Consider the following 24,249-nt stretch of genomic DNA (forward strand, 5'->3'; position numbering starts at 1 on the left):
GCGGTGATCAGTCCTTGGTACGGCGGTTGCGGCGCCCGTTGCGGCGGGCGGCGGGCAGGGTGCGGCCGACGACGACGGGGGGCTCGGGCGCGGGCGCGCCCTTCCGGCCGATCGCGCGGCGGACGCCGTAGCCGAACGCCGCGACCTTGACCAGCGGTCCGCCGAAGGCGGAGGAGACGGTCGAGGAGAGCGCGGAGGCGTTGGCCGTGACCTCTTGCACGTCGGAGGTGATCGCATCGACGCGCGCGAGCTGGGTGTGCGCGGAGCGGACCGTCTCGGACGCGTCGGCGAGCAGCGGCACGGCCTTCTCGGACACCTCGGAGACCATCTTCGTCGTCGCCTTCAGCGTCTGTGCGAGCCTCACCAGCACGAGGGCGAGGAACGACACGAGGATCGCCCAGAAGACGGCCACGAGGATCCCGGCCACCTCTCCACCGGACACGCGCACACCACTTTCCGACTGGTTCTCTGCTTGTCTCGTCCTGCTCGATCGGCAGGTGTCGACCCTATCGCGCCGGGGCTCCCCGTCCGCACCGTGTTCCCGTGTGCCACGGCCGGTCCCGAGGGTTCGCCACGCGGCAGCGACCGCGTACCGGCAGCACCGCGGCGCGATTGTACGGTCCGCACAGTGCCGAGTACGCTCCGTGTGCCATGCGACGCTCCCGGGGACCGGATCCCGCCTTCCGAGACCACCGCAGCCGACCACCGCACCCGGGAAATCTGCCCGCGGAACTGAACCGGTTCGTCGGACGCGCGGACGAACTGGCCGCCCTGACCGCGGGGGTGGCGGAGGCGCGGCTGGTGACGCTCACGGGCATGGGCGGGGTCGGCAAGACGCGGCTCGCCACGCAGGCCGGCCGGGCGCTGCGGGACCGCTTCCGCGACGGCGTGTGGCTGGTCGAGCTGTCCGACGTGCGGGAGCCGCACCTGCTGGACCACGCCGTGGCGGAGGCGCTGGAGCTGGCCGACCACAGCGGCCGGCCGACGCGGGACGCGCTCTGCAACGACCTCGCCGACTGCGAGCTGCTGCTGATCCTGGACGGCTACGAGCACCTGGTGGACGCGTGCGCCCCGCTGGTGGCGCGGCTGCTGCGGCGGGCCCCTGAGCTCCGGGTGCTGGCGGCGGGGCGGCGCCCGCTGGGCCTGCCCGGGGAGCACAACCAGCCGCTGCTGCCGCTGCCCGACGCGGACGCCGGGGAGCTGTTCGCCGACCGGGCGGGCTGCGTGGTCGCCGGCTTCACCGTGGACGACTCGAACAGTGCCGCGGTGGCCGAGCTGTGCCACCGGCTCGACGGCATCCCGCTGGCCCTGGAGCTGGCCGCCGGCCGGCTGCGGGTGCTCTCCGTCCAGCAGGTGGTGGACCGCCTGGACGACCGCTTCCGGCTGCTGACCGGGGCCGACCGGCTCGCCCTCCCCCGCCATCAGACGCTGCGCACGGCCATCGGCTGGAGCCATGAGCTGTGCACGCCGGCGGAGCGGCTGCTCTGGGCGCGGCTGTCGGTGTTCGGCGGGCAGTTCGACCTGGCGGCGGTCGAGTACGTGTGCTCGGGGCCCGACCTGCCGGCCGAGGACCTGATGGACGTGGTGTCCGAGCTCGTCGGGCAGTCGGTGGTGGTCCGCGAGGAGACCCGGGCCGGGGTGCGGTACCGGCTGCTGGACACCGTACGGGCCTACGGCGCCGACTGGCTGGCGGCGCTGGGCGACACCGAGCGGCTGCGGCGCCGCCACCGCGACTGGTACGTGGGCCTGGCCACCTGGTGCGAGCTGGACTGGTTCGGGCCCCGGCAGGACGAGGTGGCGACGCGGATCGACGTGGAGCTGCCCAACGTACGGCTGGCGCTGGAGCACAGCCTGGAGGTGCCGGAGGAGGCGTACCTGGGGCAGTTCCTGGCGGGGACGCTGTGGTTCTTCTGGGTGGGCTGCGGCCGGCTCTCGGAGGGGCGGCACTGGCTGGAGCGGTCCCTGGCGCTGCCCGCCGACCACCACGACGCGCGGCTGAAGGCGCTGTGGGTGACCGGCTACGTCGCGGTCCTCCAGGGTGATCCGGCCAGGGCCCGGCGCGTCCTGGAGCAGTGCTGGTCGGAGGCGCGGTACGCGGGGAACGCGCGGGCCGCCGCCTACGCGCAGCACAGGCTGGGCTGCCTGGCGCTGACCGGCGACGACATGCCGCGCGCCGAGACGCTGCTGCGGGCCGCGCTGGCCGCCTACCGGGAGGTCGGCGAGCTGAACAGCAACGTGCTGATGGCGCAGGTCGAGCTGGCGATGGCGGTGGCGTTCGGCGGGGACCTGGCGGCGGCGGAGGAGCTGTGCGCCGAGGTGCGGGAGGTGTGCGCGGAGCACGGTGAGCGCTGGGCACGGGCGTACGCGCTGTACGTGCTGGCCTATGCGGCCTGGACGCGGCGGGACCTGGCGGGCGCCCGCCGGCTGCTGACCGAGTGCCTGGCGATCGACCACGCCTTCCACGACCTGCTGGGCGCGGTCCTGGCGGTGGAGCTGCTGGCACTGGTCACGGCGGACGAGGGGGACGCGGCGGAGGCGGCGGTGCTGCAGGGCGTCGCGGCGCGGATCTGGCCGTCGGTCGGGCCGCAGCTGTTCGGCTCGCGCAGCTTCAACCGGCCGCACGAGCTGTGCGAGCGGCTGGCGCGTGCGGAGCTGGGTGACGCGGGGTACGCGGCGGCCGTGCGGCGGGGCGAGGCGCTGGGCCTGGACGCGGCCGTGCGGCGGGTGCTGGGCGGCCTGCCGCGGCCGCGTGGCTCCGCCGCGGGCGAGCGGGCCCCGGAAACGGGCGAGCCCGCCGTTTCCCCGGCCACGAACGGCGGGGAGACGGCGGGCTGACGCGGTGCGCGCCGGAGTGCGGCGCGCGAGCCGTGCGCTGCCGGGCGAGTCGCCCGGCGCGCGGAGCACCGGGCTCGCTCAGCGGGCGTAGTACTCGACGACCAGCTGCTCGTCGCAGATGACCGGGATCTCCTTGCGGTTGGGGTCCCGGTCCAGGCGGAACGCCAGCGCCTGGAGGTTGACCTCCAGGTAGCGCGGGGTCTCGCCCTCACCCGCGTAGCCACCCTCGCGGGCGACCTGGAAGGGGTGCTTCTCGCGGCTGCGCTCGCGGACCATCACCACGTCGCCGGGGCGGACGCGGAAGGACGGCTTGTCGACCTTGCGGTCGTTCACCGAGATGTGGCCGTGGACCACCATCTGGCGGGCCTGGTAGATCGTCCGGGCGAGACCCGAACGCAGGACGAGCGCGTCCAGACGGCGCTCAAGCTCGATGATCAGCGCTTCGCCTGTCTTGCTGTCGACCTTCCGAGCGCGGTCGTAGGCGCGCACCATCTGGCGCTCGCTGATGTCGTACTGCGCACGCAGACGCTGCTTCTCCAGCAGGCGGACCTTGTAGTCACTGTTCTGCTTGCGGCCACGGCCGTGCTCGCCGGGCGGGTAGGGACGGGCCTCGAAGTACTTGACGGCCTTCGGCGTCAGGGCGATGCCGAGCGCGCGGGACTTCTTGACCTTGGGACGCGACTGGTTCACGTGGAACGGACCTCCATGTAAGTTAGGTGAGGCTTACCTTAGCAGCGCGAGGAGACCGCATGTTTCGACCTGGGAACCCCCTGCCCAGTGCAGACCAGAGCACAGAGGCGGGTCAGCCGCGTCCCACGGAAGACGCCCAGCAGCCCACCGCCGCCGAGCGTGTGCGAACCCTCGTGGATTCCCATGCTATGGCGTCCCTGACCATTCCCGGAGTCCACGATCCCGACGACACCGGCTTCGCCGCGCCCGCCTGCAGAACGGTCGACGGCTCAGGAGACGTGCTGTTGCTGGTTCCTGGGGACTCGGCAGCCGCTCGCGCCGCAGCTCACGCGCAGGACGACGACGTCACCGCCGTGATGGAACTCACGGACGTCGCACCCGTTTCGGTGCCCCACCGCATCCGCGGCCGGGCCTGGATCGCCGGCTGGCTCACCCCCGTACGCGGCGAGGACCGGGCCCACGCCGCCCGGCTGCTCGCCGAGCGGCACCCCGTCGGGGAGCTGCTGGGCATCGGCGAGGCACTGCGCCCCGACCCGTCCCCGGGCGCCGTGCAGCGCGCCCCCTGGATGATGCTGCGCCTGGAGGTCGGCGAGGCCACCGTGGACGACCTGTGGGGCGCCGCCTCCGTCGAGCCGGAGGAGTTCGCGCAGGCCGCCCCGGACCCCGTGGCGGGCCACGAGGCCGAGCTCCTGCAGCACCTGCACACCGCCCACGGCGAGCAGGTACGCGACCTGTGCGGGCTGCTCGGCGACCGGGCCGGGCAGATCTGCGCGGCGCGCGGCTCCGTCGTCCCCGTGGCGCTGGACCGCTTCGGTCTGCGGGTGCGCTTCTCGGACCCCGAGACGCAGACCTTCGACGCCCGCTTCGACTTCCCCACGCCCGTGCGGGACCTGATGGGGCTCCGGCGGGCGATGCACCACCTCTTCGACGCCGCGGCGTGAGCGCCCGCGACGGCAACGGCGCCGTCCCGGTCATCGCGTCCGCGCGGCGCCGCCTCCCGCAGAAAGGGACCGCCCCTCCCGGCACGGAGCCGGGAGGGGCGGTTCGCGTACGGCGACGGGGCCGGGGCGCGTCAGGCGCTGAGCGCGGCGAGGGCCTTGTTCAGCGTCGCGGACGGGCGCATGACGGCCGCGGCCTTCGCCGAGTCGGGCTGGTAGTAGCCGCCGATGTCGGCCGGCTTGCCCTGGACGGCGATCAGCTCGTCGACGATCGTCTGCTCCTGCTCGGCCAGCGTCTTGGCCAGCTCCGCGAACGCCTCGGCCAGCTTGGCGTCCTCGGTCTGCTTGGCCAGCTCCTGGGCCCAGTACAGGGCCAGGTAGAAGTGGCTGCCGCGGTTGTCGATGCCGCCGAGCTTGCGGCTGGGCGACTTGTTCTCGGCCAGGAACGTGCCGGTGGCGCGGTCGAGGGTGTCGGCGAGGATCTGGGCACGCGCGTTGCCCGTCTTCTGCGCGAGGTGCTCGAAGCTCACCGCGAGCGCGAGGAACTCACCCAGGCTGTCCCAGCGCAGGTAGTTCTCCTTGACCAGCTGCTGGACGTGCTTGGGCGCGGAGCCGCCGGCGCCGGTCTCGAAGAGACCGCCGCCGTTGATCAGCGGTACGACCGAGAGCATCTTGGCGCTGGTGCCCAGCTCCAGGATCGGGAACAGGTCGGTGAGGTAGTCACGCAGCACGTTGCCGGTCACCGAGATGGTGTTCTCACCGCGGCGGATGCGCTCCACCGAGAACTTCGTCGCCTCGACCGGGGACATGATCTCGATCTGCAGGCCCTCGGTGTCGTGCTCGGGGAGGTACTGCTTGACCTTGGCGATCAGGTTCGCGTCGTGCGCACGGCCCTCGTCCAGCCAGAACACGGCCGGGTCGCCGGTGGCGCGGGCGCGGGTGACGGCCAGCTTCACCCAGTCGCGGATCGGGATGTCCTTGGTCTGGCAGGCGCGGAAGATGTCGCCGGCGCTGACCGTCTGCTCCAGCAGCGCGGTGCCGTTGGAGTCGACGACCCGCACGGTGCCGGTGGCGGGCACCTCGAAGGTCTTGTCGTGGCTGCCGTACTCCTCGGCCTTCTGCGCCATCAGGCCGACGTTGGGCACCGAGCCCATGGTGGACGGGTCGTACGCGCCGTTGGCCTTGCAGTCGTCGATGACGGCCTGGTAGATGCCGGCGTAGCTGCTGTCCGGGATGACGGCCAGGGCGTCCTGCTCCTGGTCGTCCTTGTTCCACATGTGGCCCGAGGTGCGGATCATCGCCGGCATGGAGGCGTCGACGATGACGTCGCTGGGGACGTGCAGGTTGGTGATGCCGCGGTGCGAGTCGACCATCGCCAGGTCCGGGCCCTCGGCGAGCTCGGCGTCGAAGGAGGCCTTGATCTCCTCGCCCTGGGGCAGGGCCTCCAGGCCCTTCCAGATGCCGCCGAGACCGTCGTTCGGGGTCAGGCCCGCGCCGGCGAGCACGTCGGCGTACTTCGCGAAGGTCTTCGGGAAGAAGGCGCGCACCACGTGACCGAAGATGATCGGGTCGGAGACCTTCATCATCGTGGCCTTGAGGTGCACCGAGAACAGCACGCCCTCAGCCTTGGCGTGGGCGACCTGCTCCTTGAGGAACTCGCGCAGCGCGCCGACGCGCATGACGGAGGCGTCCACGACCTCGCCGGCCAGGACCGGTACCGACTCGCGCAGCACGGTGGTGGAGCCGTCGTCACCGACCAGCTCGATCTTCAGCGCGCCGTCCTCGGCGATGACGACCGACTTCTCGGTGGAGCGGAAGTCGTCGCCGGTCATGTGCGCGACATTCGTCTTGGAGTCGGCGCTCCAGGCACCCATGCGGTGCGGGTTGGCCTTGGCGTAGTTCTTGACCGACGCGGGGGCGCGGCGGTCGGAGTTGCCCTCGCGCAGGACCGGGTTGACGGCCGAGCCCTTGACCTTGTCGTAGCGGGCGCGGATGTCGCGCTCCTCGTCGGTCTTCGGGTCGTCCGGGTAGTCCGGGAGTGCGTAGCCCTGCTCCTGCAGCTCGGCGATCGCGGCCTTGAGCTGCGGGATCGAGGCCGAGATGTTCGGCAGCTTGATGATGTTCGCCTCGGGCGTCTTCGCCAGCTCGCCGAGCTCGGCCAGCGCGTCGTCGATGCGCTGGTCCTCCCGAAGACGCTCGGGGAAGCTGGCGATGATCCGGCCCGCCAGCGAGATGTCACGGCTCTCCACGGCGACACCGGCCGTCGAGGCGTAGGCCTCGATCACCGGCATGAAGGAATACGTCGCCAGGGCCGGGGCCTCGTCGGTGTGCGTATAGATGATGGTCGAGTCAGTCACCGGTGCTCCGCTCCACGTCTGCAACATTGCTCGACATCAAGATATCTCGTGGCGGGCCCCCGTTCGACAGGGCCCTGCCGCGCGGCGACGGAACGCCGCCTTCCGTACACCGCTCACTCCCCCGACGTGCCCGCCTCCCCCGCCAGCCGGCCGCGCACCCGCTCCACCACGTCGTAGTACCGCGCCTCGGAGCCGTAGCGCGTGGGGGCGTAGTACCGCTTGCCGTGCACCTCGTCCGGCGCGTACTGCTGGGCCGCGATGCCGCCGGGCAGGTCGTGCGGGTACTGGTAGCCCTTGCCGTGGCCGAGCTTCTCCGCGCCCTTGTAGTGCGAGTCGCGCAGATGCGTCGGTACCGGGCCTGCCAGGCCCGCGCGGACGTCCGCGAGCGCCGCGTCGATGGCCAGGTACGCGGCATTGGACTTGGGCGCGAGGGCCAGCGCGATCGTCGCCTGGCTGAGCGTGATCCGGGCCTCGGGAAAGCCGATCATCGCGACGGCCTGCGCGGCGGCCACCGCCGTCTGCAGCGCGGAGGGGTCGGCCAGCCCGATGTCCTCGCTCGCGGAGATCATCAGCCGCCGGGCGATGAACCGCGGGTCCTCGCCCGCCTCGATCATGCGCGCCAGATAGTGCAGCGCCGCGTCCACGTCCGAGCCGCGGATGGACTTGATCAGCGCGCTGGCCACGTCGTAGTGCTGGTCACCGGCCCGGTCGTACTTCACCGCGGCCCGGTCCACGGACTCCTCCAGCGTCTGGAGGGAGATCTCCTTCTCGCCCTTGGAGATCGCGGACCCGGCGCCGGCCTCCAGGGCCGTCAGCGCCCGGCGCGCGTCGCCGCCCGCGATCCGCAGCAGGTGCTTCTCGGTGTCCTCGGGCAGCGTCACCGCGCCCGCCAGCCCCCGCGCGTCGGTCAGCGCGCGCCGCAGCAGGCCGCGCAGGTCGTCGTCGGTGAGCGGCTCCAGCGTCAGCAGCAGCGAGCGGGAGAGCAGCGGGGAGATCACCGAGAAGTACGGGTTCTCCGTGGTCGCCGCGATCAGGGTCACCCAGCGGTTCTCCACCGCCGGGAGCAGGGAGTCCTGCTGGGCCTTGCTGAAGCGGTGGATCTCGTCCAGGAAGAGGACGGTCTCTTTCCCGTATCCCCCGGAGGCGCGGCGGGCGCCGTCGATGACGGACCGCACCTCCTTCACCCCCGCGGTGATGGCGGAGAGCTCCACGAAGCGCTTGTTGGTCGCCTGGCTGACGACGTACGCGAGGGTGGTCTTGCCGATGCCGGGCGGGCCCCACAGGAACACCGAGGACGGCCCGGCCGGGCCGCTCTCCCCCTCGCCGACCAGCCGCCGCAGCGGCGATCCGGGCTTGAGCAGATGCTGCTGGCCGACCACCTCGTCCAGGGTGCGCGGGCGCATCCGTACGGCGAGCGGGGACCCCGCGGGGTCCTTCTCCTGGCGGTCTTCGGCGGCGGCGGTGAACAGGTCGGGCTCCACGCTTCGACCTTAATTCACAGCACTGACAACGCGTCCGGGCGCCCGATCGGAAGGCGCCTCAGAGCAGCGTGCTCCAGTACTGCGTCCACCACTTGGTCAGGATGAGCACCGCGATCACGCCGTACCAGAGCACCGGGACGACCCAGTGGAACTCCAGGACCGCGTTCCGCAGGCCCGCGGGCACCTTGATGATGCCGTGCTTGATGTTGTGCACGGTGGTGTACCAGAACATCAGGATCGTGATGATCCACGTCAGCGTGCACCACAGGCACAGCGCGTTGATGACGTACAGGGTCTGGGACATCAGCCACATGCAGAAGACCGTGCCGAGCAGCGTGCCGATGTTCAGGCCGATCCAGTACCAGGCGCGGAAGCGGGCCCGGGCGAGCACCGCCATGCCGATGGCGACCACCACGCCGAAGCAGACCAGCCCGGCCATCGGGTTCGGGAAGCCGAAGACGGTGGCCTGGGCGCTCTTCATGACGCTGCCGCAGGAGATGATCGGGTTGATGCTGCAGGCCGGCTTGAAGTTCGGGTCCTTCAGCAGCTCGTGCTCGTCGAGCGTGATGATCCAGGACGCGAGGAGGCCGAGCGCGCCGGTGATCACGAGCAGGAGGGCGAACGGACGGCCCGCGCCGATGGTGCGGTCGCCGGCGCCGTCGGAGGCGTGGTCGGTGGACACGTCATCAAGCGTAGTCGTCGTCATATCGCCGTTCCGTCGATCAGGATGGCCAGTCGGCCCGGTGGGCCTCACATTGTGCCGCAAGGGTCCCACCGAGGGGCGTTGAGCCGAGATAAAGCCACCCGCACCCGACAAGTGTTCTCGTACGACGAAGGGCCCGGTTTCCCTCCCGGGCCCTTCATTGTCACGCTGCATCAACCATCAATTGGCGCACCCCCACGGCGAGCAACCAGGTCCGCGAGAGCGGCGGCGGCTTAGCCGCAAAGAGGGGCCAGCTTGCGCCGGACCTCCTCGACGACCTTGTCCAGCGCGATCGGCGACTGCTCGCCGCTCTCCAGGTCCTTGAGCTGGACGACGCCCTCGGCGAGGTCCCGCTCGCCCGCGACGATCGCGAGGCGCGCGCCCGAGCGGTTCGCGGACTTCATCGCGTTCTTCAGGCCCTTGCCGCCGTACGCGAAGTCGGTCGCGAGACCGGCCCTGCGCAGCTCGGTGACCGTGCCGAAGAGCACCCGGCGGGCCTCCTCGCCCAGCGGCACCGCGAAGACGGCGGTGCTGGCCGGGATCTCCAGCTCCACGCCCTCGGCCTCCAGCGCCAGGACCGTGCGGTCCACGCCCAGCGCCCAGCCGACGGACGGCAGCGCGGGGCCGCCGATCATCTCGGACAGGCCGTCGTACCGGCCGCCGCCGCCCACCGCGGACTGCGAGCCGAGCCCGTCGTGGACGAACTCGAAGGTGGTGCGGGTGTAGTAGTCCAGCCCTCGCACCAGCTTGGGGTCGTCCTCGTAGGCCACGCCCGCCGCGGTCAGCAGCTCGCGCACCTGCTCGTGGTACGCCTTGCAGTTCTCGCAGAGGTGGTCGCGCAGCAGCGGGGCGCCGACCAGCTGCTTCTGTACGTCCGCGCGCTTGTCGTCGAGCACCCGCAGCGGGTTGATCTCGATCCGGCGGCGGGTGTCCTCGTCCAGGTCCAGGGCGCGCAGGAAGTCCTGCAGCGCGGCCCGGTAGGCGGGGCGGCACTCCTTGTCGCCGAGGCTGTTCAGCAGGATGCGGAAGTTGCGCAGGCCCAGCGAGCGGTACGCGTCGTTCGCCAGAATGATCAGCTCGGCGTCCAGCGCCGGGTCCTCGGCCCCGATGGCCTCGGCGCCGACCTGCGAGAAGTGCCGGTAGCGGCCCTTCTGCGGGCGCTCGTAGCGGTAGTACGAGCCGGAGTACCAGAGCTTGACCGGGAGGTTGCCGGCCTTGTGGAGGTTGGCCTCCAGCGCGGCGCGCAGCACGGATGCGGTGCCCTCGGGGCGCAGCGCGAGCTTGTCGCCGCCCTTGGTCTCGAAGGCGTACATCTCCTTGGTGACGATGTCGGTGGACTCGCCGACGCCCCGCGCGAACAGCTCGACGTTCTCGAAGCCGGGGGTCTCGATGTAGCCGTAGCCGGAGCGCTTGAGGGGTCCGGAGATCGCGTCGCGGACCGCCAGGTAGGTCGCGGACTGCGGCGGGATCAGGTCGTAGGTGCCCTTGGGGGCCTTGAAGGTGCTCACGGAAGCTTTCGTCACATTCCTCGTCGCGGAGCCGGGCTCTGGGTCCCGTCTCCAAGTCGGCCGGCGGCCTCGGGGGTCTGGGGGTGTCCCCCAGAAGACACAGCCCGCAGGAAGGGGTTGGTGGCGCGCTCCTGGCCGATGGTGGTCTGGGGGCCGTGTCCTGACAGCACCACGGTCGAGTCGTCCAGCGGGAGGCATACGCGCTCCAGCGACCGGAGGATCTCGGCGTGGTCGCCGCCGGGCAGGTCGGTGCGTCCGATGGAGCCGGCGAAGAGCAGGTCGCCCGAGAAGAAGACCGGCGGGATGTCCGCCTGCTCCGGCATCCCGAACGTCACCGACCCCTTGGTATGGCCCGGCGCGTGCGCGACGGAGAACTCCATCCCGGCGAGCGACAGCGTGCCGCCGTCCGCCAGCTCCTTGACGTCGTCCGGCTCGCCCACGGTCAGCTCGCCCATCAGCTGCTGTCCGATGGAGCGGCCCAGCGCCTTCTCCGGATCGCTCATCATGTAGCGGTCCTCGGGGTGGATCCAGGCGGGGACGTCGTGCGCGCCGCAGACGGGGACGACCGAGGCGACGTGGTCGATGTGGCCGTGGGTGAGGACGACGGCGACGGGCTTGAGGCGATGCTTCCTCACCGCTTCCTCGACCCCTTGGGTGGCCTGGTGGCCCGGATCGATGATCACGCACTCCTCACCCGCGGCGGGGGCGACCAAGTAGCAATTGGTGCCCCAGGCCCCGGCGGGGAACCCGGCAATCAGCACGTTCGTCCTTCTATCGTCCGGCGACGGATGATCCTGGCGGGCCCCGGCAGGCGGCCCTGGCGGATCTCACAGAAACATGCTGCAAGATCTCTGCTGTTCAGAGCCTACCGGCGGGACTCCCGCAGGTGCGAACCCGTATACGGTACGGCCACGGCAGAGCACACAGACCAAGGAGACGGCCCGGTGGTCAAGGGGGAGCAGCGGCGCAAGCAGCTCGCGCGCCAGAAGTACGAGCGTCAGGCCCGGCGCCGGGCCGAGACCCGGCAGAAGACCAAGCGGCGCAACGTGATCATCGCGTCGGTGCTCGCGGTGGTGGTGGCCGCGGGCGCGACGGCGTACGCGACGGCGGGACTGGTCGGCGCGGACAACAAGAATGACGCGAAGGCGTCGGCCGCCGACCGGCCGAAGGACCCGTGCGCCGCGCCCGCCAAGGGCGAGCCGTCGAAGAAGCAGTGGAAGAAGGAGCCGAAGCTGACGGTGGACGGCTCCGCGTCGTACACCGCGAAGCTCGCCACCACCTGCGGCGACATCTCCCTGAAGCTGGACGCGGAGAAGGCCCCGCACACGGTCAACTCCTTCGACTTCCTGACCCGGCAGGGCTACTTCGACCACAGCCCGTGCCACCGCCTGGTCGACAGCGACCTGCACGTCCTGCAGTGCGGCGACCCCACCGGCACCGGCCAGGGCACCCCCGGCTACACCATCCCGGACGAGAACCTCAAGGACCCGCGGCTCAAGGGCGGCGTCTACCCGGCCGGCACGGTCGCGATGGCCAACCGGTACGACGGCCGGAGCGAGAAGACCCGGAACACCGGCGGCAGCCAGTTCTTCCTGGTCTTCCAGGACAGCAAGCTGCCGGCGAACTACACCCCGTTCGGGACGATCACGCAGGGCATGGACGTCCTGAAGAAGATCGCCAAGGCCGGCTACACCACCGATCCGCAGACGCAGAACACCGCGCCGAACGCCACCGTCGTCATCGACCGCGCCCGCATCACGAAGTCCTGACGTACGCCGGCCTTCCTTGCCCGGACCACGGAATTTCGGTCGTACGGGATGCGGACAGCCGGGCCGCCGGTCGCCTAGATTGGCGTTGGGTAGGGTGCCTGCTCCGACGGCTGCCACCCTCACCCGCAAGAACAGTCCGTCGGACCGGCCGGGGCGCAGTCCCGCCGGACAGAAACTGTGGACGATGCCCGGGGCCTCGTGGCCCCGCCGGCATCATGTGGAGGAGGCGCTGTGAGCAGCGACCCATGGGGCCGCGTCGATGAGACGGGGACCGTTTACGTGCGTACCGCCGACGGCGAGCAGGTCGTCGGATCGTGGCAGGCGGGATCTCCCGAGGAGGCCCTCGCCTACTTCGAGCGCAAGTATGAGGGCCTGGTCGTCGAGATCGGCCTCCTCGAGCGGCGGGTCAAGACCACCGACCTGTCGGCCAAGGACGCCATGACCGCCATCGACCACCTGCGTCAGCAGGTGGACGAGCACCACGCGGTGGGTGACCTGGACGCCCTGCGCAAGCGCCTGGACGGGCTCGTGCAGACGGTCGAGGCCCGCCGCGAGGAGCGCAAGGCGGTCAAGGCCCGGCAGGCGGACGAGGCCAGGGACGCCAAGGAGAAGCTGGTCGCCGAGGCCGAGGAGCTGGCCGCGAGCGAGCAGTGGCGGGCGGCCGGCGAGCGGCTGCGGGCGCTGGTCGACACCTGGAAGGGGCTGCCGCGCCTGGACCGCAAGTCCGACGACGAGCTGTGGCACCGCTTCTCGCACGCCCGGTCGGCGTTCTCCAAGCGGCGCAAGGCGCACTTCGCGTCGCTGGACGCGCAGCGCGAACAGGCCAGGCAGACCAAGGAGAAGCTGGTCGCGGACGCCGAGGCGCTGTCGAACTCCACGGACTGGGGCCCGACGGCCGCCCGGTACCGCGAGCTGATGCAGGAGTGGAAGGCCGCGGGCCGCGCCCAGCGCGAGCACGAGGACGACCTGTGGAACCGCTTCCGCGGCGCCCAGGACGTGTTCTTCCAGGCCCGCAGCGAGGTCTTCGCGGAGCGGGACGCCGAGCAGCGGGAGAACCTCACCAAGAAGGAGGAGCTGGCCGTCGAGGCCGAGAAGCTGCTCCCGGTCTCGGACCTCAAGGCCGCGCGGGCCGCGTTCCGTTCGATCAACGAGCGGTGGGAGGCCATCGGCCACGTGCCGCGGGACGCCCGCCCGAAGATCGAGGGCCGGATGCACGCGGTCGAGCGCGCCATCCAGGAGGCCGAGGAGGCCGAGTGGCGGCGGACCAACCCCGAGGCGCGGGCGCGTGCCGCGGGGCTGACCGGCCAGCTCCAGGACGCCGTCGACAAGCTCCAGAAGCAGATCGACACGGCCCGGGCCGCCGGCAACGACGCCAAGGCCGACAAGCTCGCCCGTGAGCTGGAGGGCCGCCAGGCCCTGCTGGACCAGGCCCAGAAGGGCCTGCAGGAGTTCGGCGGCTGAGCGCGAGCCCCAGAGCGCACGAGGAGGGCCCCGGTACGAGACCGTACCGGGGCCCTCCTCGTCGCGTACGGCGGCCAGTTGGGCCGCTAGTTGGGCCGCCGGGCCGACGTCACTCGGTAGACGTCGTAGACGCCCTCCACGCCCCGTACCGCCTTCAGGACGTGCCCGAGGTGCTTGGGGTCGCCCATCTCGAAGGTGAAGCGGGAGGTGGCCACCCGGTCGCGGGACGTCTGCACGGCCGCGGACAGGATGTTGACATGCTGGTCGGACAGGACCCGCGTGACGTCGGAGAGGAGCCGGGAGCGGTCCAGCGCCTCGACCTGGATGGCGACCAGGAAGACCGAGGACTGGGTCGGCGCCCACTCGACGTCGAGAATCCGCTCCGGCTGCTTGGACAGCGAGTCGACGTTGACGCAGTCGGCGCGGTGCACCGAGACGCCCGAACCGCGGGTCACGAAGCCGATGATCGGGTCGCCCGGCACCGGTGTGCAGCAGCGCGCGAGCTTGACCCAGACGTCCTCGACGCCCTTGACGACCACGCCCGGGTCCGCGCTGGAGCGCCGCTTGGAGCGGCGGATCGGCGTGGACTCGGCGATGTCCTCGGTGGCCTCGTCCTGGCCGCCGAGCGCCTGCACCAGCTTCTGCACGACGGACTGCGCGGTGACGTGGCCCTCGCCGATCGCCGCGTACAGCGAGGAGATGTCGGGGTACCGCATCTCGTGCGCGAGCGTGACGAGCGAGTCGCCGGTCAGGATGCGCTGGATCGGCAAGTTCTGCTTGCGCATGGCCCGCGCGATGGCGTCCTTGCCCTGCTCGATCGCCTCGTCGCGGCGCTCCTTGGAGAACCACGCGCGGATCTTGTTGCGGGCCCGCGGGGACTTGACGAAGCCCAGCCAGTCGCGGGACGGCCCGGCGCCCGGCGCCTTGGAGGTGAAGACCTCGACCAGGTCGCCGTTGTCGAGGGTCGATTCCAGCGGTACGAGGCGGCCGTTGACGCGCGCGCCTATCGTGCGGTGGCCGACCTCGGTGTGCACGGCGTACGCGAAGTCCACGGGCGTGGCACCGGCCGGCAGCGCTATGACGTCGCCCTTGGGCGTGAAGACGAAGACCTCGTTGCGGGAGAGGTCGAAGCGCAGCGACTCCAGGAACTCGCCCGGGTCCTCGGTCTCCTTCTGCCAGTCCAGCAGCTGCCGCAGCCACGCCATGTCGTTGACCGCGTCGTCCTTGCCGGCCTTGCCCTTGGGCACGTCGGTGCGGACCTTGGAGGCGCCGGCCACGGCCTCCTGCTTGTACTTCCAGTGCGCGGCGATGCCGTACTCGGCGCGGCGGTGCATGTCGAAGGTGCGGATCTGCAGCTCGACCGGCTTGCCGTTGGGCCCGATGACCGTCGTGTGCAGCGACTGGTACATGTTGAACTTGGGCATCGCGATGTAGTCCTTGAACCGGCCGGGGACCGGATTCCACCGCGCGTGCACCGTGCCGAGCGCCGCGTAACAGTCACGGACCGTGTCGACGAGGACGCGGATGCCCACCAGGTCGTAGATCTCCGCGAAGTCCCGCCCCCGCACGATCATCTTCTGGTAGACGCTGTAGTAGTGCTTCGGGCGCCCCGTGACGGTGGCCTTGATCCGGGCCGAGCGCAGATCCGCCTGGACCTCGTCGGTCACTATGGCCAAGTACTCGTCACGTTTGGGCGCCCGCTCGGCGACCAGCCGCACGATCTCGTCGTACATCTTGGGGTAGAGGATCGCGAAGGCGAGGTCCTCCAGCTCCCACTTGATGGTGTTCATGCCCAGCCGGTGCGCCAGCGGGGCGTAGATCTCCAGCGTCTCGCGGGCCTTCTTCTCCTGCTTCTCCCGCTTGAGGTAGCGCATCGTGCGCATGTTGTGCAGCCGGTCGGCGAGCTTGATCACCAGGACCCGGGGGTCCTTGGCCATCGCCACGACCATCTTGCGCACCGTCTCGGCCTGCGCGGCCTCGCCGAACTTGACCTTGTCCAGCTTGGTGACGCCGTCCACCAGCAGCGCGACCTGGTCGCCGAAGTCCCGGCGGAGCGTGTCCAGGCCGTACTCGGTGTCCTCGACGGTGTCGTGCAGCAGCCCGGCCATCAGCGTCGCCGGGTCCATGCCCAGCTCGGCGAGGATCGTCGTGACCGCGAGCGGATGCGTGATGTACGGGTCGCCGCTCTTGCGCTTCTGGCCGCGGTGCCAGCGCTCGGCGACCTGGTAGGCCCGCTCCACCTGGCGCAGCGTGGCCGTCTCGATCTTGGGGTCGTTGCTGCGCACGATCCGCAGCAGCGGCTCCAGCACCGGGTTGTACGGGCTCTGGCGCTGCACGCCGAGCCGGGCCAGGCGGGCCCTCACCCGGTTGGACGAACCGGAGCGGCCGCCGGGCTGGCCGGTGTGGCCGGGCGGCAGCGGCTTGGGGGCCGAGGGCGGCACGGCGGGCTTGGCCGCCGGAGCGGCCGGCCGGGCAGCCGTCGGGCCGGGCCCTGCCGGTGCTGCCTTCCCGCCGTTCTTCGACGCGTCCGGTGTGCCGCCCGCGGGCCGGGCGTCCGGATGCGCGGCGGGGCTGCCCCCCGGCGTGCGGGGGGAGAGCGGCTGGGCCTCGTCTGGCAAGAGCAACTCCTCGCTGGGACCTTTCCCGCCGGCGAACGGGCGGAAAAGAGCGGTGCCGGACCACCGGTCCACGGAGTGGCCGGGCTGCCATGGTATCCATGCCTACAGCCACGGCTCCTCCGCGGGCCGGTGCTCCTGTGGACACAGCAAAAGGGCATCCGCATTTATGCCGGATGCCCTTTTGCGTGCACTTTGCTCGAATTTCGAGCGTCCGAGGCGGCCCGCGACCGCCTCCCCGGGCCCGTACGGACCCGGCCTCAGACCGTGATGAGCGCCTCCAGCGGGGCGCCGTCCAGCCCGACCGCCAGCTTCTCGCGGCCGTCCAGGAAGCCCAGCTCCAGCAGGACCGCCACGCCCGCGACCTCGGCGCCGGAGCGGCGGATCAGGGTCAGCGAGGCATCGGCCGTACCGCCGGTGGCCAGGACGTCGTCGATCACCAGCACCCGGTCGCCCGGGCCCAGCGCGTCGGCCTGGATCTCGATCGTCGCGTGCCCGTACTCCAGCGCGTAGCTCTGGCCGAGGGTCGCCCCGGGGAGCTTGCCGGCCTTGCGTACGGGCACGAAGCCGACGCCCGCCTTCACCGCGACCGGGGCCGCGAGGATGAAGCCGCGCGCCTCCAGCGCCACGATCTTCGTCGCACCGAACTCCGCGCTGACCCCCGCCAGCGCGTCGGTCAGCTTCCCGAAGGCGTCCGGGTCGGCCAGCAGCGGGGTGATGTCCTTGAACACCACCCCCGCCTGCGGGTAGTCCGGCACGTCGGCGATCTTGCTCAGCAGCAGCTCGCGCAGGTCCGCGGGGGCGCTCATCGGCGCTTGCCCGACGGACGGCCGCGGCCGCGGCTGCGGTCGGCGGGCCGGCTGCGCGGGCCGGCGGCCGAGCTGCCGGCCGCCGCCGGGGCGCCGTCCTGCGGCTCCTCGCCCTCCTGCACCGCGCCCTCGGCCTCGCCCGCACCGGGATCGGCCTTGGCGGCGGCCGCGGAGCGCTTGGCGCGGACCCGCCGGGCCAGCGCCTTCATCTGCGGCTCGCGCTCCTTGAAGTCGGCGACCAGCGGGGTGGCGATGAAGATCGAGCTGTACGCACCGGCCGCGAGACCCACGAACAGGGCCAGCGAGATGTCGTTCAGCATGCCCGCGCCCAGGAAACCGCCGCCCACGAAGAGCAGACCGGCCACCGGGAGCAGCGCCACGACCGTGGTGTTGATCGACCGGACCAGCGTGGAGTTGATCGAGCGGTTGGCGATCTCGCCGTAGGTGTACCGGGACTGCTTCGTGACGCCCCGGGACGCCTCCTTGAGGCTGTCGAACACCACGACCGTGTCGTACAGCGAGTAACCGAGGATCGTCAGCAGACCGATGACCGTACCCGGCGTGACCTCGAAGCCGACCAGCGCGTACACGCCGACCGTGATCGTCAGGTCGTGGATCAGCGCGATCAGGGCCGCCAGCGCCATGCGCCACTCGAAGGCGATGGCGAGATAGATGACCACGAGGACCATGAAGATCCCCAGGCCCAGCCAGGCCTTGTTCGCGATCTCCTCACCCCAGCTGGGGCCGACCAGCTGGGTGTTGACGTCCTGGACCGGGACGTTCAGGTCCTTGGCCAGCTCCTCCTGGACCGGCAGGGCCTCCTTGGTGTCCAGCTCGCTGATCTGGATCCGCAGAGTGCCGTTGCCGAGCTTCTGGACCACGGCCTGGTGACCGCCCGAGGCGGACTCGGCGTGGTGCTGGGCCTGGCTCGCCGAGACGGAGGTCTCCGGAGTGGTGAAGACCGCGCCGCCGGAGAACTCGATGCCCATGTTCAGGCCGCGCACCGCGAGGCCCACGATCGCCGTGATGGTGATCAGGATCGAGATGCCGTACCAGATCTTGCGCTTGCCGATGAAGTCGTAGCCGACCTCACCTCGGTACAGCCGGGCGCCGATGTTGCCGAGCTTGGACATCTCACGCCTCCTTCGTCTCGATGGGGGCGGAGGTGCGCCGGCCGCGTCGCAGCGGCGGCTTCGCGCCGAGGCGCGTGGGGTCCAGACCCGACCAGGGGTGTCCCGAGTGGAAGAACTTCCGCCGGGCCAGCAGCGTCATCAGCGGCTTGGTAAAGAAGAACACCACCACGACGTCCAGCAGGGTGGTCAGGCCGAGCGTGAACGCGAAGCCCTGGACCTTGCCGACGGTGACGATGAACAGCACCGCGGCGGCCAGGAACGACACGAAGTCCGAGACCAGGATCGTGCGCCGGGCACGCGGCCAGGCCCGCTCGACGGACGGCCGCAGCGTACGGCCCTCCCGGATCTCGTCCCGGATGCGTTCGAAGTACACGATGAAGGAGTCGGCGGTGATACCGATCGCCACGATCGCACCGCAGACGGCCGGGAGGTTCAACGCGAACCCGATGGCGGGGCCGAGCAGCGTCATGAGCGTGTACGTCAGGGCCGCCGACACCACGAGGCTGGCCAGCGCGACCAGCGACAGGCCGCGGTAGTAGGCCACGAGGTAGATGACGACCAGGGCGAGGCCGATGGCGCCCGCGATCAGACCCGCGTTCAGCTGCTCGCCGCCGAGGGCCGCGGTGACGGTGGTCTCGTCCGCGATCTTGAAGGAGAGCGGCAGCGCACCGTAGGACAGCATGTTGCCCAGGTCCTCGGCGGACTGCTGGGTGAAGCCACCGCTGATCTGGGCGTTGCCGCCGGCGATGGCGCTGCTCACCTGCGGCGCCGAGACGACCTGACCGTCCAGCGTGATGGCGAACTGGTTCTGCGGCGGGGCCTTGGTGGCGATGTCGCCGGTGACGTCCGCGAACTTCTTGCCGCCCGCGGAGTTGAAGTTCATCTGGACGATCCAGCCCTGGCCGCCCTGCTGGTCGAAGGTGGCCTTCGCGTCGTCCACGTCGGTGCCCTCGACCTTGACCGGGCCGAGCGCGTACTTCCGCGAGCCGTCCTTCTCGCAGGCGACGACCTGGTCGCTGGGCTTGGCCCGGGCGGCCTGTGCCGCGGCGTCCGCGCGGCCCTTCTTGGTGGAGCAGTCCAGCGCCGCGAGCTTCTTCTGCAGCGCCGCGGGGATGCCGGCACCCTGGGGCTGCTGCTGGGCCGGAGGAGCGCTGGGCGTCTTGGAGGCGGACGGCGTGGGGGTGTCGTCCTTCTTCAGCGCGTCGCCGACGGCCCGGCCCTGGGGGGTGGACTTGCCGGAGGGGGTGGCCGAAGCGGAGCTGTCGCCCTTCTCCTTCTCGCCACTGCCCGCCTTGGGGCTCTCGGAGGAGCCCGGCGTGGGCGTCTTCGCACCGGCCGCGGCCGTCAGCACCGTACGGAACCCGAGCTGAGCGGTGGTACCGATCTGCTCCCGGGCCTGCTTCGCGTCCGTCCCCTTGGGGATGTTCACGATGATGTGGTTGGTGCCCTGCGTCTGCACCTCGGCCTCGGAGACGCCGAGACCGTTGACCCGCTGATTCATGATGTCAGCGGCGGTCTTCATGTTGGTCTCGTTGATCGCGTTGGGCTTGCCCGGCATGTTCTGGGCTTCCAGCGTGAAGCTCGTACCGCCCGCGAGGTCGATGCCCAGTCGCGGCGTCATCGTGCCGGAGTAGAACATCCCCCCGACCAACGCCGCGATGACGACCACGATCAGGGCCAGGGCGCGCCCCGGCCTGCCCTGGGCCGCAGGCGACCTTCGGCCCTTGTTCGGTGCTGCCACCTTCTCGTATCTCCCTGTCCAACCGCCCGAGTCAGGTCAGTGCCGGACGGCCACGAAGTGTTGTGGGGACGTGCCCCCGCCGGAGCCTAAACGGTCCAGGAACCGCGGTGCACCGCACTCGATGCACACCGCGGTTCCCTGAGAGGCGGGCTTACTTCGCGTCGGCGCCGCCGTCCTTCTTTGCGTCCTTGGCCTCGGCGGTCTTGGCGTCGGCGTCCTCCGCCGGGGTCGCGTCGGCCTTCGGCTCGTCGGCGTCGGCCTCGGCGGCCTTCTCCGCGGGAGCTTCCTTGCCCAGGTCGATCTTTTCGGCGGCGTCACCCTTATCGGTGGCGTCGTCGTCCGCGGCGTTGACGGTGGAGGCGCCGGTCAGGGAGGACACGTCGTCCGGGACGACGGTGCCCTTCTCGGCGCCGTCGATGATGCGGTTGTACTCGTCGTCGGGCAGCACGGCGCCCACGGCGTTCTTCGCGTACAGCGCGTGCACGCCGGGCGCGACCTCAAGGAGGACGGAGTCCTCGTGGATCTCCTTGACGGTGGCGTACATGCCTCCGATCGTGCGGATGCCCGTACCGGGCTGCATTTCGTTCCGCATCTGCACTGCCGCCTGCTGCTTCTTCTTGGCGGAGCGCGTCATCAGGAACATGGCCCCGATGAGCACGATGAACGGGAGGAGAGTCATGATATTCACGGGACGGACATTCCTTCGCACGACCGCGGAGGTGCGGCCTGGTATACGGGGGTTGGTATGCCGGACCGTACGGACGGCATCGGCGGAGTCTAAGCGAGTCCGCACCAGTGGAACAACGCCCAGCATCGCACCGCAGTTCCTGACCCGGCGAGTCCCCGCGCCGTCACGCCCCGAACAGCCCCTGCTGTCCGTTTCCGCCCGTCATCTGCTGCGGCGGCACCAGCCCCATGTGCGCCCATGCGGCGGGGGTGGCGATGCGGCCACGGGGGGTACGCGCGAGCAGCCCCTCACGCACGAGGAACGGCTCCGCGACCTCCTCGACCGTCTCACGCTCCTCCCCCACGGCCACCGCCAGGGTCGACAGGCCCACCGGCCCGCCGCTGAACAGCTTGAGCAGCGCGGTGAGCACCGCACGGTCCAGCCGATCCAGGCCGCGCTGGTCCACCTCGTACACGTCCAGGGCCTGCGCCGCGATCTCCCGGGTGATCAGACCGTCCGCCTTGACCTGGGCGTAGTCCCGTACGCGGCGCAGCAGGCGGTTGGCGATACGGGGCGTACCGCGGGACCGGCCGGCGATCTCGGCGGCGCCCTCGGTCTCTATGTCGACATCCAGCAGGCCGGCGGAGCGGTGGATGACCCGCTCCAGCTCGACCGGCGCGTAGAACTCCATGTGCCCGGTGAATCCGAAGCGGTCGCGCAGCGGCGGCGGCAGCAGGCCGGCCCGCGTCGTCGCTCCGACCAGCGTGAACGGCGGCAGCTCCAGCGGGATGGCGGTGGCGCCCGGGCCCTTGCCGACGATCACGTCGACGCGGAAGTCCTCCATCGCCATGTAGAGCATCTCCTCGGCGGGCCGCGACATCCGGTGGATCTCGTCGAGGAAGAGCACCTCACCCTCCTGGAGGGAGGAGAGGATGGCGGCGAGGTCGCCGGCGTGCTGGATGGCGGGGCCCGAGGTGATGCGGATCGGGGCGCCCATCTCCGCCGCAATGATCATCGACAGGGTGGTCTTGCCGAGGCCCGGCGCACCGGAGAGCAGTACGTGGTCGGCGGTGGCGCCGCGCGCCCGAGCCGCCCGCAGCACCAGGTCCAGCTGCTCGCGCACCCGCTCCTGGCCGACGAACTCCGCCAGGTCCTTCGGGCGCAGCGCCGCCTCGACGGCCGTGTCCTCACCATCGGCGTCCGCGCCCACCAGCCGGTCGGCGCCGCCCGGCGGCAGGCCGGGGTCCTCTCCGTCCGCGGTGTCGGTGCTGTCGTCCCAGTTCACTTGCGTACTGCCTCGCGTCGTCGGTGGATGGACTGCCGGATCGTAGGGGTACCCGCTCGGGCGCCCGGTCAGCGGGTCCGGTTCAAGGACTGCAGGGCTGCCTTGAGCAACTGGCTGACCTGCGGCTTCGTGCCCTCCGCCACAGCCGCCTCGGCCTGCGGGGCGACCGCGCCCACCGCCTCGTCGGCCTCCCGGGTGGCGTACCCGAGGCCGATCAGCGCGGCGTGCAGCTGATCGCGCCAACCGGCCGTGACCGGGCTGCCGATCGCGGGCCCGGCGCTGCCGAGCGGCTCGCCGAGGCGGTCCTTCAGCTCCAGCAGCAGCTTCTGCGCGCCCTTCTTGCCGATGCCGGGCACGGCCGTGAGCGCCTTCTCGTCGCCCGTGGAGACCGCGCGGCGCAGCGCGTCCGGGGAGTGCACGGCGAGCATGGCCTGGGCCAGCCGCGGCCCGACGCCGCTCGCCGTCTGGAGCAGTTCGAAGGTCTGCCGCTCGTCGTCGTCCGCGAAGCCGTACAGCGTGAGACTGTCCTCCCGTACGACGAGGGAGGTGGCGAGCCGGGTCTGCTCCCCTATGCGCAGCCCCGACAGGGTGCCGGGCGTGCACTGGACGGCCATGCCGATACCGCCGACCTCGACGACGGCGGCATCGGGAGCGAGGGCCGCGACCGGGCCGGAGACGAAGGCGATCATGACGTGCCCTTCGGGATGCGGGTGGTGCTGCGTACGGGGGCGGGGGTGCGGGAGACCCCGGCGGGGCGCGCGGCGGCCGGGGTGCGGCGCGCCGCGGTCCGTGCCTGCGCCTGGGCCTGCTGGAGCCGGTTGACCGCGGGGGCGCGCCAGATGTGGCAGATGGCCAGCGCCAGCGCGTCGGCGGCGTCGGCCGGCTTCGGCGGCGCCGAGAGCCGCAGCAGCCGGGTCACCATGGCGCCGACCTGCGCCTTGTCGGCCCGGCCCGAGCCGGTGACGGCGGCCTTGACCTCGCTGGGGGTGTGCAGCGCGACGGGCAGTCCGCGCCGGGCCGCGCACAGCATCGCCACCGCGCTGGCCTGGGCCGTCCCCATCACCGTCCGCACATTGTGCTGGCTGAAGACGCGCTCCACGGCGACGTACTCGGGGCGGTGCGCGTCGAGCCACTCGTCGATGCCGCGCTCGATGAGGACGAGGCGGTGCGCGACGTCGGCGTCGGCGGGGGTTCGGACGACGCCGACCCCGGCCATGGTCAGCGGCCGCCCGGCGACGCCCTCGACCACCCCGACACCGCACCGCGTCAACCCCGGGTCGACGCCCAGTACCTTCACGGGTGTTCCCCTCCCCTCGTGGCGCGCTGTGACCACCGCCGCCGTACCGTTTCGGCCCTCCACCCCCACCACGGAGGAGCGGAGATCCCCTGCTCAGCACAGTATCGGGTGGCACTGACAACGCATGACGGGCCGGCAGGGCGTGTTCCCTGCCGGCCCGTCATGTCACGTCGGCTGCCGCCGTGGCCGTAGGTGGGCGCTTACGCGTCCACCTTCGCCATGACCTCGTCCGAGACGTCGAAGTTGGCGAAGACGTTCTGCACGTCGTCGCTGTCCTCCAGCGCGTCGATCAGCTTGAAGATCTTCTTGGCGCCTTCCTCGTCCAGCTCGACCTGCATGGTCGGGACGAAGTTGGTGTCGGCCGAGTCGTAGTCGATGCCGGCCTCCTGCAGCGCGGTACGGACCGCGACCACGTCGGTGGCCTCGCTGAGCACCTCGAAGGACTCACCGAGGTCGTTGACCTCCTCGGCACCGGCGTCCAGCACCGCGGCGAGCACGTCGTCCTCGGAGAGCTCGCCCTTGGGGACGATGACGACGCCCTTGCGGTTGAACAGGTAAGACACCGAGCCCGGGTCGGCCATCGAGCCGCCGTTACGGGTCATGGCGACGCGCACGTCCGAGGCGGCACGGTTGCGGTTGTCGGTGAGGCACTCGATGAGCACCGCGACACCGTTCGGGCCGTAACCCTCGTACATGATCGTCTCGTAGTCGGCGCCGCCGGCCTCCAGGCCGCCGCCGCGCTTGACCGCGGAGTCGATGTTCTTGTTCGGGACCGACTGCTTCTTCGCCTTCTGGATGGCGTCGTACAGCGTCGGGTTGCCCTCGACGTCCACGCCACCCATGCGGGCCGCGACCTCGATGTTCTTGATCAGCTTCGCGAAGAGCTTGCCGCGCTTGGCATCGATCACGGCCTTCTTGTGCTTCGTCGTAGCCCATTTAGAGTGGCCGGACATCCGCCTG

At 71.1% G+C, this 24,249-nt stretch carries 20 protein-coding genes; 4 read left to right on the forward strand and 16 right to left on the reverse strand.

The genetic code is table 11. The features are described 5' to 3' along the window. Positions 1-7: 7 nt before the first annotated feature. On the reverse strand, positions 8-442 hold the full coding sequence (locus IF20_RS27945) for a DUF948 domain-containing protein (RefSeq protein WP_234426848.1): 435 nt from the start codon (positions 440-442) through the stop codon (positions 8-10). Between the two features lie 209 nt (positions 443-651). Between IF20_RS27945 and IF20_RS27950 the strand changes: the two genes are divergently transcribed. Further along, on the forward strand, positions 652-2,835 hold the full coding sequence (locus IF20_RS27950; RefSeq protein WP_052868129.1) for an ATP-binding protein: 2,184 nt from the start codon (positions 652-654) through the stop codon (positions 2,833-2,835). A 78-nt stretch (positions 2,836-2,913) separates the two neighbouring features. On the opposite strand, the gene rpsD is transcribed toward IF20_RS27950, so the two are convergent. Further along, complete coding sequence (gene rpsD, locus IF20_RS27955) at positions 2,914-3,525, reverse strand: 30S ribosomal protein S4 (protein WP_052868130.1); 612 nt, start codon at positions 3,523-3,525, stop codon at positions 2,914-2,916. Positions 3,526-3,713: 188 nt separating this feature from the next. Here rpsD and IF20_RS27960 point away from each other — a divergent pair, with 188 nt between their 5' ends. Continuing rightward, positions 3,714-4,466 carry a DUF2470 domain-containing protein gene (locus IF20_RS27960; RefSeq protein ID WP_052868131.1) on the forward strand — a complete coding sequence of 251 codons (753 nt, stop codon included), beginning with the start codon at positions 3,714-3,716 and terminating at the stop codon, positions 4,464-4,466. Positions 4,467-4,597: 131 nt separating this feature from the next. Here IF20_RS27960 and IF20_RS27965 read toward each other — a convergent pair whose 3' ends face one another. From IF20_RS27965 to IF20_RS27985, 5 genes are all read right to left on the reverse strand, one after another. After that, positions 4,598-6,820, reverse strand: a complete 2,223-nt coding sequence (locus IF20_RS27965) for an NADP-dependent isocitrate dehydrogenase (RefSeq protein WP_052868132.1) — start codon at positions 6,818-6,820, stop codon at positions 4,598-4,600. 113 nt (positions 6,821-6,933) lie between these two features. Continuing rightward, positions 6,934-8,301 carry a replication-associated recombination protein A gene (locus tag IF20_RS27970; RefSeq protein ID WP_052868133.1) on the reverse strand — a complete coding sequence of 456 codons (1,368 nt, stop codon included), beginning with the start codon at positions 8,299-8,301 and terminating at the stop codon, positions 6,934-6,936. A 58-nt stretch (positions 8,302-8,359) separates the two neighbouring features. Further along, positions 8,360-9,007: a vitamin K epoxide reductase family protein gene (locus tag IF20_RS27975; protein WP_052868134.1), complete on the reverse strand. Its 648-nt coding sequence runs from the start codon at positions 9,005-9,007 to the stop codon at positions 8,360-8,362. A 230-nt stretch (positions 9,008-9,237) separates the two neighbouring features. Continuing rightward, positions 9,238-10,512 (reverse strand): histidine--tRNA ligase, encoded by a 1,275-nt coding sequence (gene hisS / locus IF20_RS27980; protein WP_052868135.1) that lies wholly within the window; start codon positions 10,510-10,512, stop codon positions 9,238-9,240. Positions 10,513-10,523: 11 nt separating this feature from the next. Then, positions 10,524-11,273: an MBL fold metallo-hydrolase gene (locus IF20_RS27985; RefSeq protein ID WP_052868136.1), complete on the reverse strand. Its 750-nt coding sequence runs from the start codon at positions 11,271-11,273 to the stop codon at positions 10,524-10,526. Between the two features lie 183 nt (positions 11,274-11,456). Between IF20_RS27985 and IF20_RS27990 the strand changes: the two genes are divergently transcribed. Both IF20_RS27990 and IF20_RS27995 read left to right on the forward strand, forming a co-directional pair. Then, positions 11,457-12,281 (forward strand): peptidylprolyl isomerase, encoded by an 825-nt coding sequence (locus IF20_RS27990; RefSeq protein ID WP_052868137.1) that lies wholly within the window; start codon positions 11,457-11,459, stop codon positions 12,279-12,281. A gap of 231 nt (positions 12,282-12,512) precedes the next feature. After that, complete coding sequence (locus IF20_RS27995; protein WP_052868138.1) at positions 12,513-13,742, forward strand: DUF349 domain-containing protein; 1,230 nt, start codon at positions 12,513-12,515, stop codon at positions 13,740-13,742. Between the two features lie 86 nt (positions 13,743-13,828). Here IF20_RS27995 and IF20_RS28000 read toward each other — a convergent pair whose 3' ends face one another. The 9 genes from IF20_RS28000 to IF20_RS28040 all read right to left on the reverse strand — a co-directional run bounded on the left by IF20_RS28000 (position 13,829) and on the right by IF20_RS28040 (position 24,242). Then, positions 13,829-16,360 carry a RelA/SpoT family protein gene (locus tag IF20_RS28000; RefSeq protein WP_052868139.1) on the reverse strand — a complete coding sequence of 844 codons (2,532 nt, stop codon included), beginning with the start codon at positions 16,358-16,360 and terminating at the stop codon, positions 13,829-13,831. Between the two features lie 257 nt (positions 16,361-16,617). Continuing rightward, on the reverse strand, positions 16,618-17,166 hold the full coding sequence (locus IF20_RS28005) for an adenine phosphoribosyltransferase (RefSeq protein ID WP_052868140.1): 549 nt from the start codon (positions 17,164-17,166) through the stop codon (positions 16,618-16,620). Further along, positions 17,163-18,299 carry a protein translocase subunit SecF gene (gene secF, locus IF20_RS28010; protein ID WP_052868141.1) on the reverse strand — a complete coding sequence of 379 codons (1,137 nt, stop codon included), beginning with the start codon at positions 18,297-18,299 and terminating at the stop codon, positions 17,163-17,165. Before secF ends, IF20_RS28005 begins: the two co-directional genes overlap by 4 nt. A gap of 1 nt (position 18,300) precedes the next feature. Next, the gene (gene secD / locus IF20_RS28015) at positions 18,301-20,040 is read right to left on the reverse strand and encodes a protein translocase subunit SecD (protein WP_052868142.1); all 1,740 of its coding nucleotides are present in this window, start codon (positions 20,038-20,040) and stop codon (positions 18,301-18,303) included. A 151-nt stretch (positions 20,041-20,191) separates the two neighbouring features. After that, complete coding sequence (yajC, locus tag IF20_RS28020; protein ID WP_052868143.1) at positions 20,192-20,728, reverse strand: preprotein translocase subunit YajC; 537 nt, start codon at positions 20,726-20,728, stop codon at positions 20,192-20,194. Positions 20,729-20,891: 163 nt separating this feature from the next. Next, entirely contained in the window at positions 20,892-21,992 is a 1,101-nt protein-coding gene (ruvB, locus tag IF20_RS28025; RefSeq protein WP_052868144.1) for a Holliday junction branch migration DNA helicase RuvB, read from the reverse strand. 68 nt (positions 21,993-22,060) lie between these two features. Beyond that, positions 22,061-22,681, reverse strand: a complete 621-nt coding sequence (gene ruvA, locus IF20_RS28030) for a Holliday junction branch migration protein RuvA (protein WP_052868145.1) — start codon at positions 22,679-22,681, stop codon at positions 22,061-22,063. Beyond that, complete coding sequence (gene ruvC, locus IF20_RS28035; protein ID WP_052868146.1) at positions 22,678-23,289, reverse strand: crossover junction endodeoxyribonuclease RuvC; 612 nt, start codon at positions 23,287-23,289, stop codon at positions 22,678-22,680. The genes ruvA and ruvC overlap by 4 nt, the downstream gene beginning before the upstream one ends. Positions 23,290-23,489: 200 nt before the next feature. Then, complete coding sequence (locus IF20_RS28040) at positions 23,490-24,242, reverse strand: YebC/PmpR family DNA-binding transcriptional regulator (RefSeq protein ID WP_052868147.1); 753 nt, start codon at positions 24,240-24,242, stop codon at positions 23,490-23,492. Positions 24,243-24,249: the final 7 nt, after the last annotated feature.

It is taken from the genome of Streptomyces niger (genome assembly GCF_000718305.1).
Taxonomy (GTDB): domain Bacteria; phylum Actinomycetota; class Actinomycetes; order Streptomycetales; family Streptomycetaceae; genus Streptomyces; species Streptomyces niger.

Excerpts from the sequence above, each read along its gene's own strand:
- IF20_RS27950 (WP_052868129.1), top strand. The coding sequence starts at position 652 with ATGCGACGCTCCCGGGGACCGGATCCCGCCTTCCGAGACCACCGCAGC.
- IF20_RS27960 (WP_052868131.1), top strand. The coding sequence starts at position 3,714 with ATGGCGTCCCTGACCATTCCCGGAGTCCACGATCCCGACGACACCGGC.
- IF20_RS27975 (WP_052868134.1), bottom strand. The coding sequence starts at position 9,007 with ATGACGACGACTACGCTTGATGACGTGTCCACCGACCACGCCTCCGAC.
- IF20_RS28005 (WP_052868140.1), bottom strand. The coding sequence starts at position 17,166 with ATGAGCGCCCCCGCGGACCTGCGCGAGCTGCTGCTGAGCAAGATCGCC.
- secF (WP_052868141.1), bottom strand. The coding sequence starts at position 18,299 with ATGTCCAAGCTCGGCAACATCGGCGCCCGGCTGTACCGAGGTGAGGTC.
- ruvA (WP_052868145.1), bottom strand. The coding sequence starts at position 22,681 with ATGATCGCCTTCGTCTCCGGCCCGGTCGCGGCCCTCGCTCCCGATGCC.
- IF20_RS28040 (WP_052868147.1), bottom strand. The coding sequence starts at position 24,242 with ATGTCCGGCCACTCTAAATGGGCTACGACGAAGCACAAGAAGGCCGTG.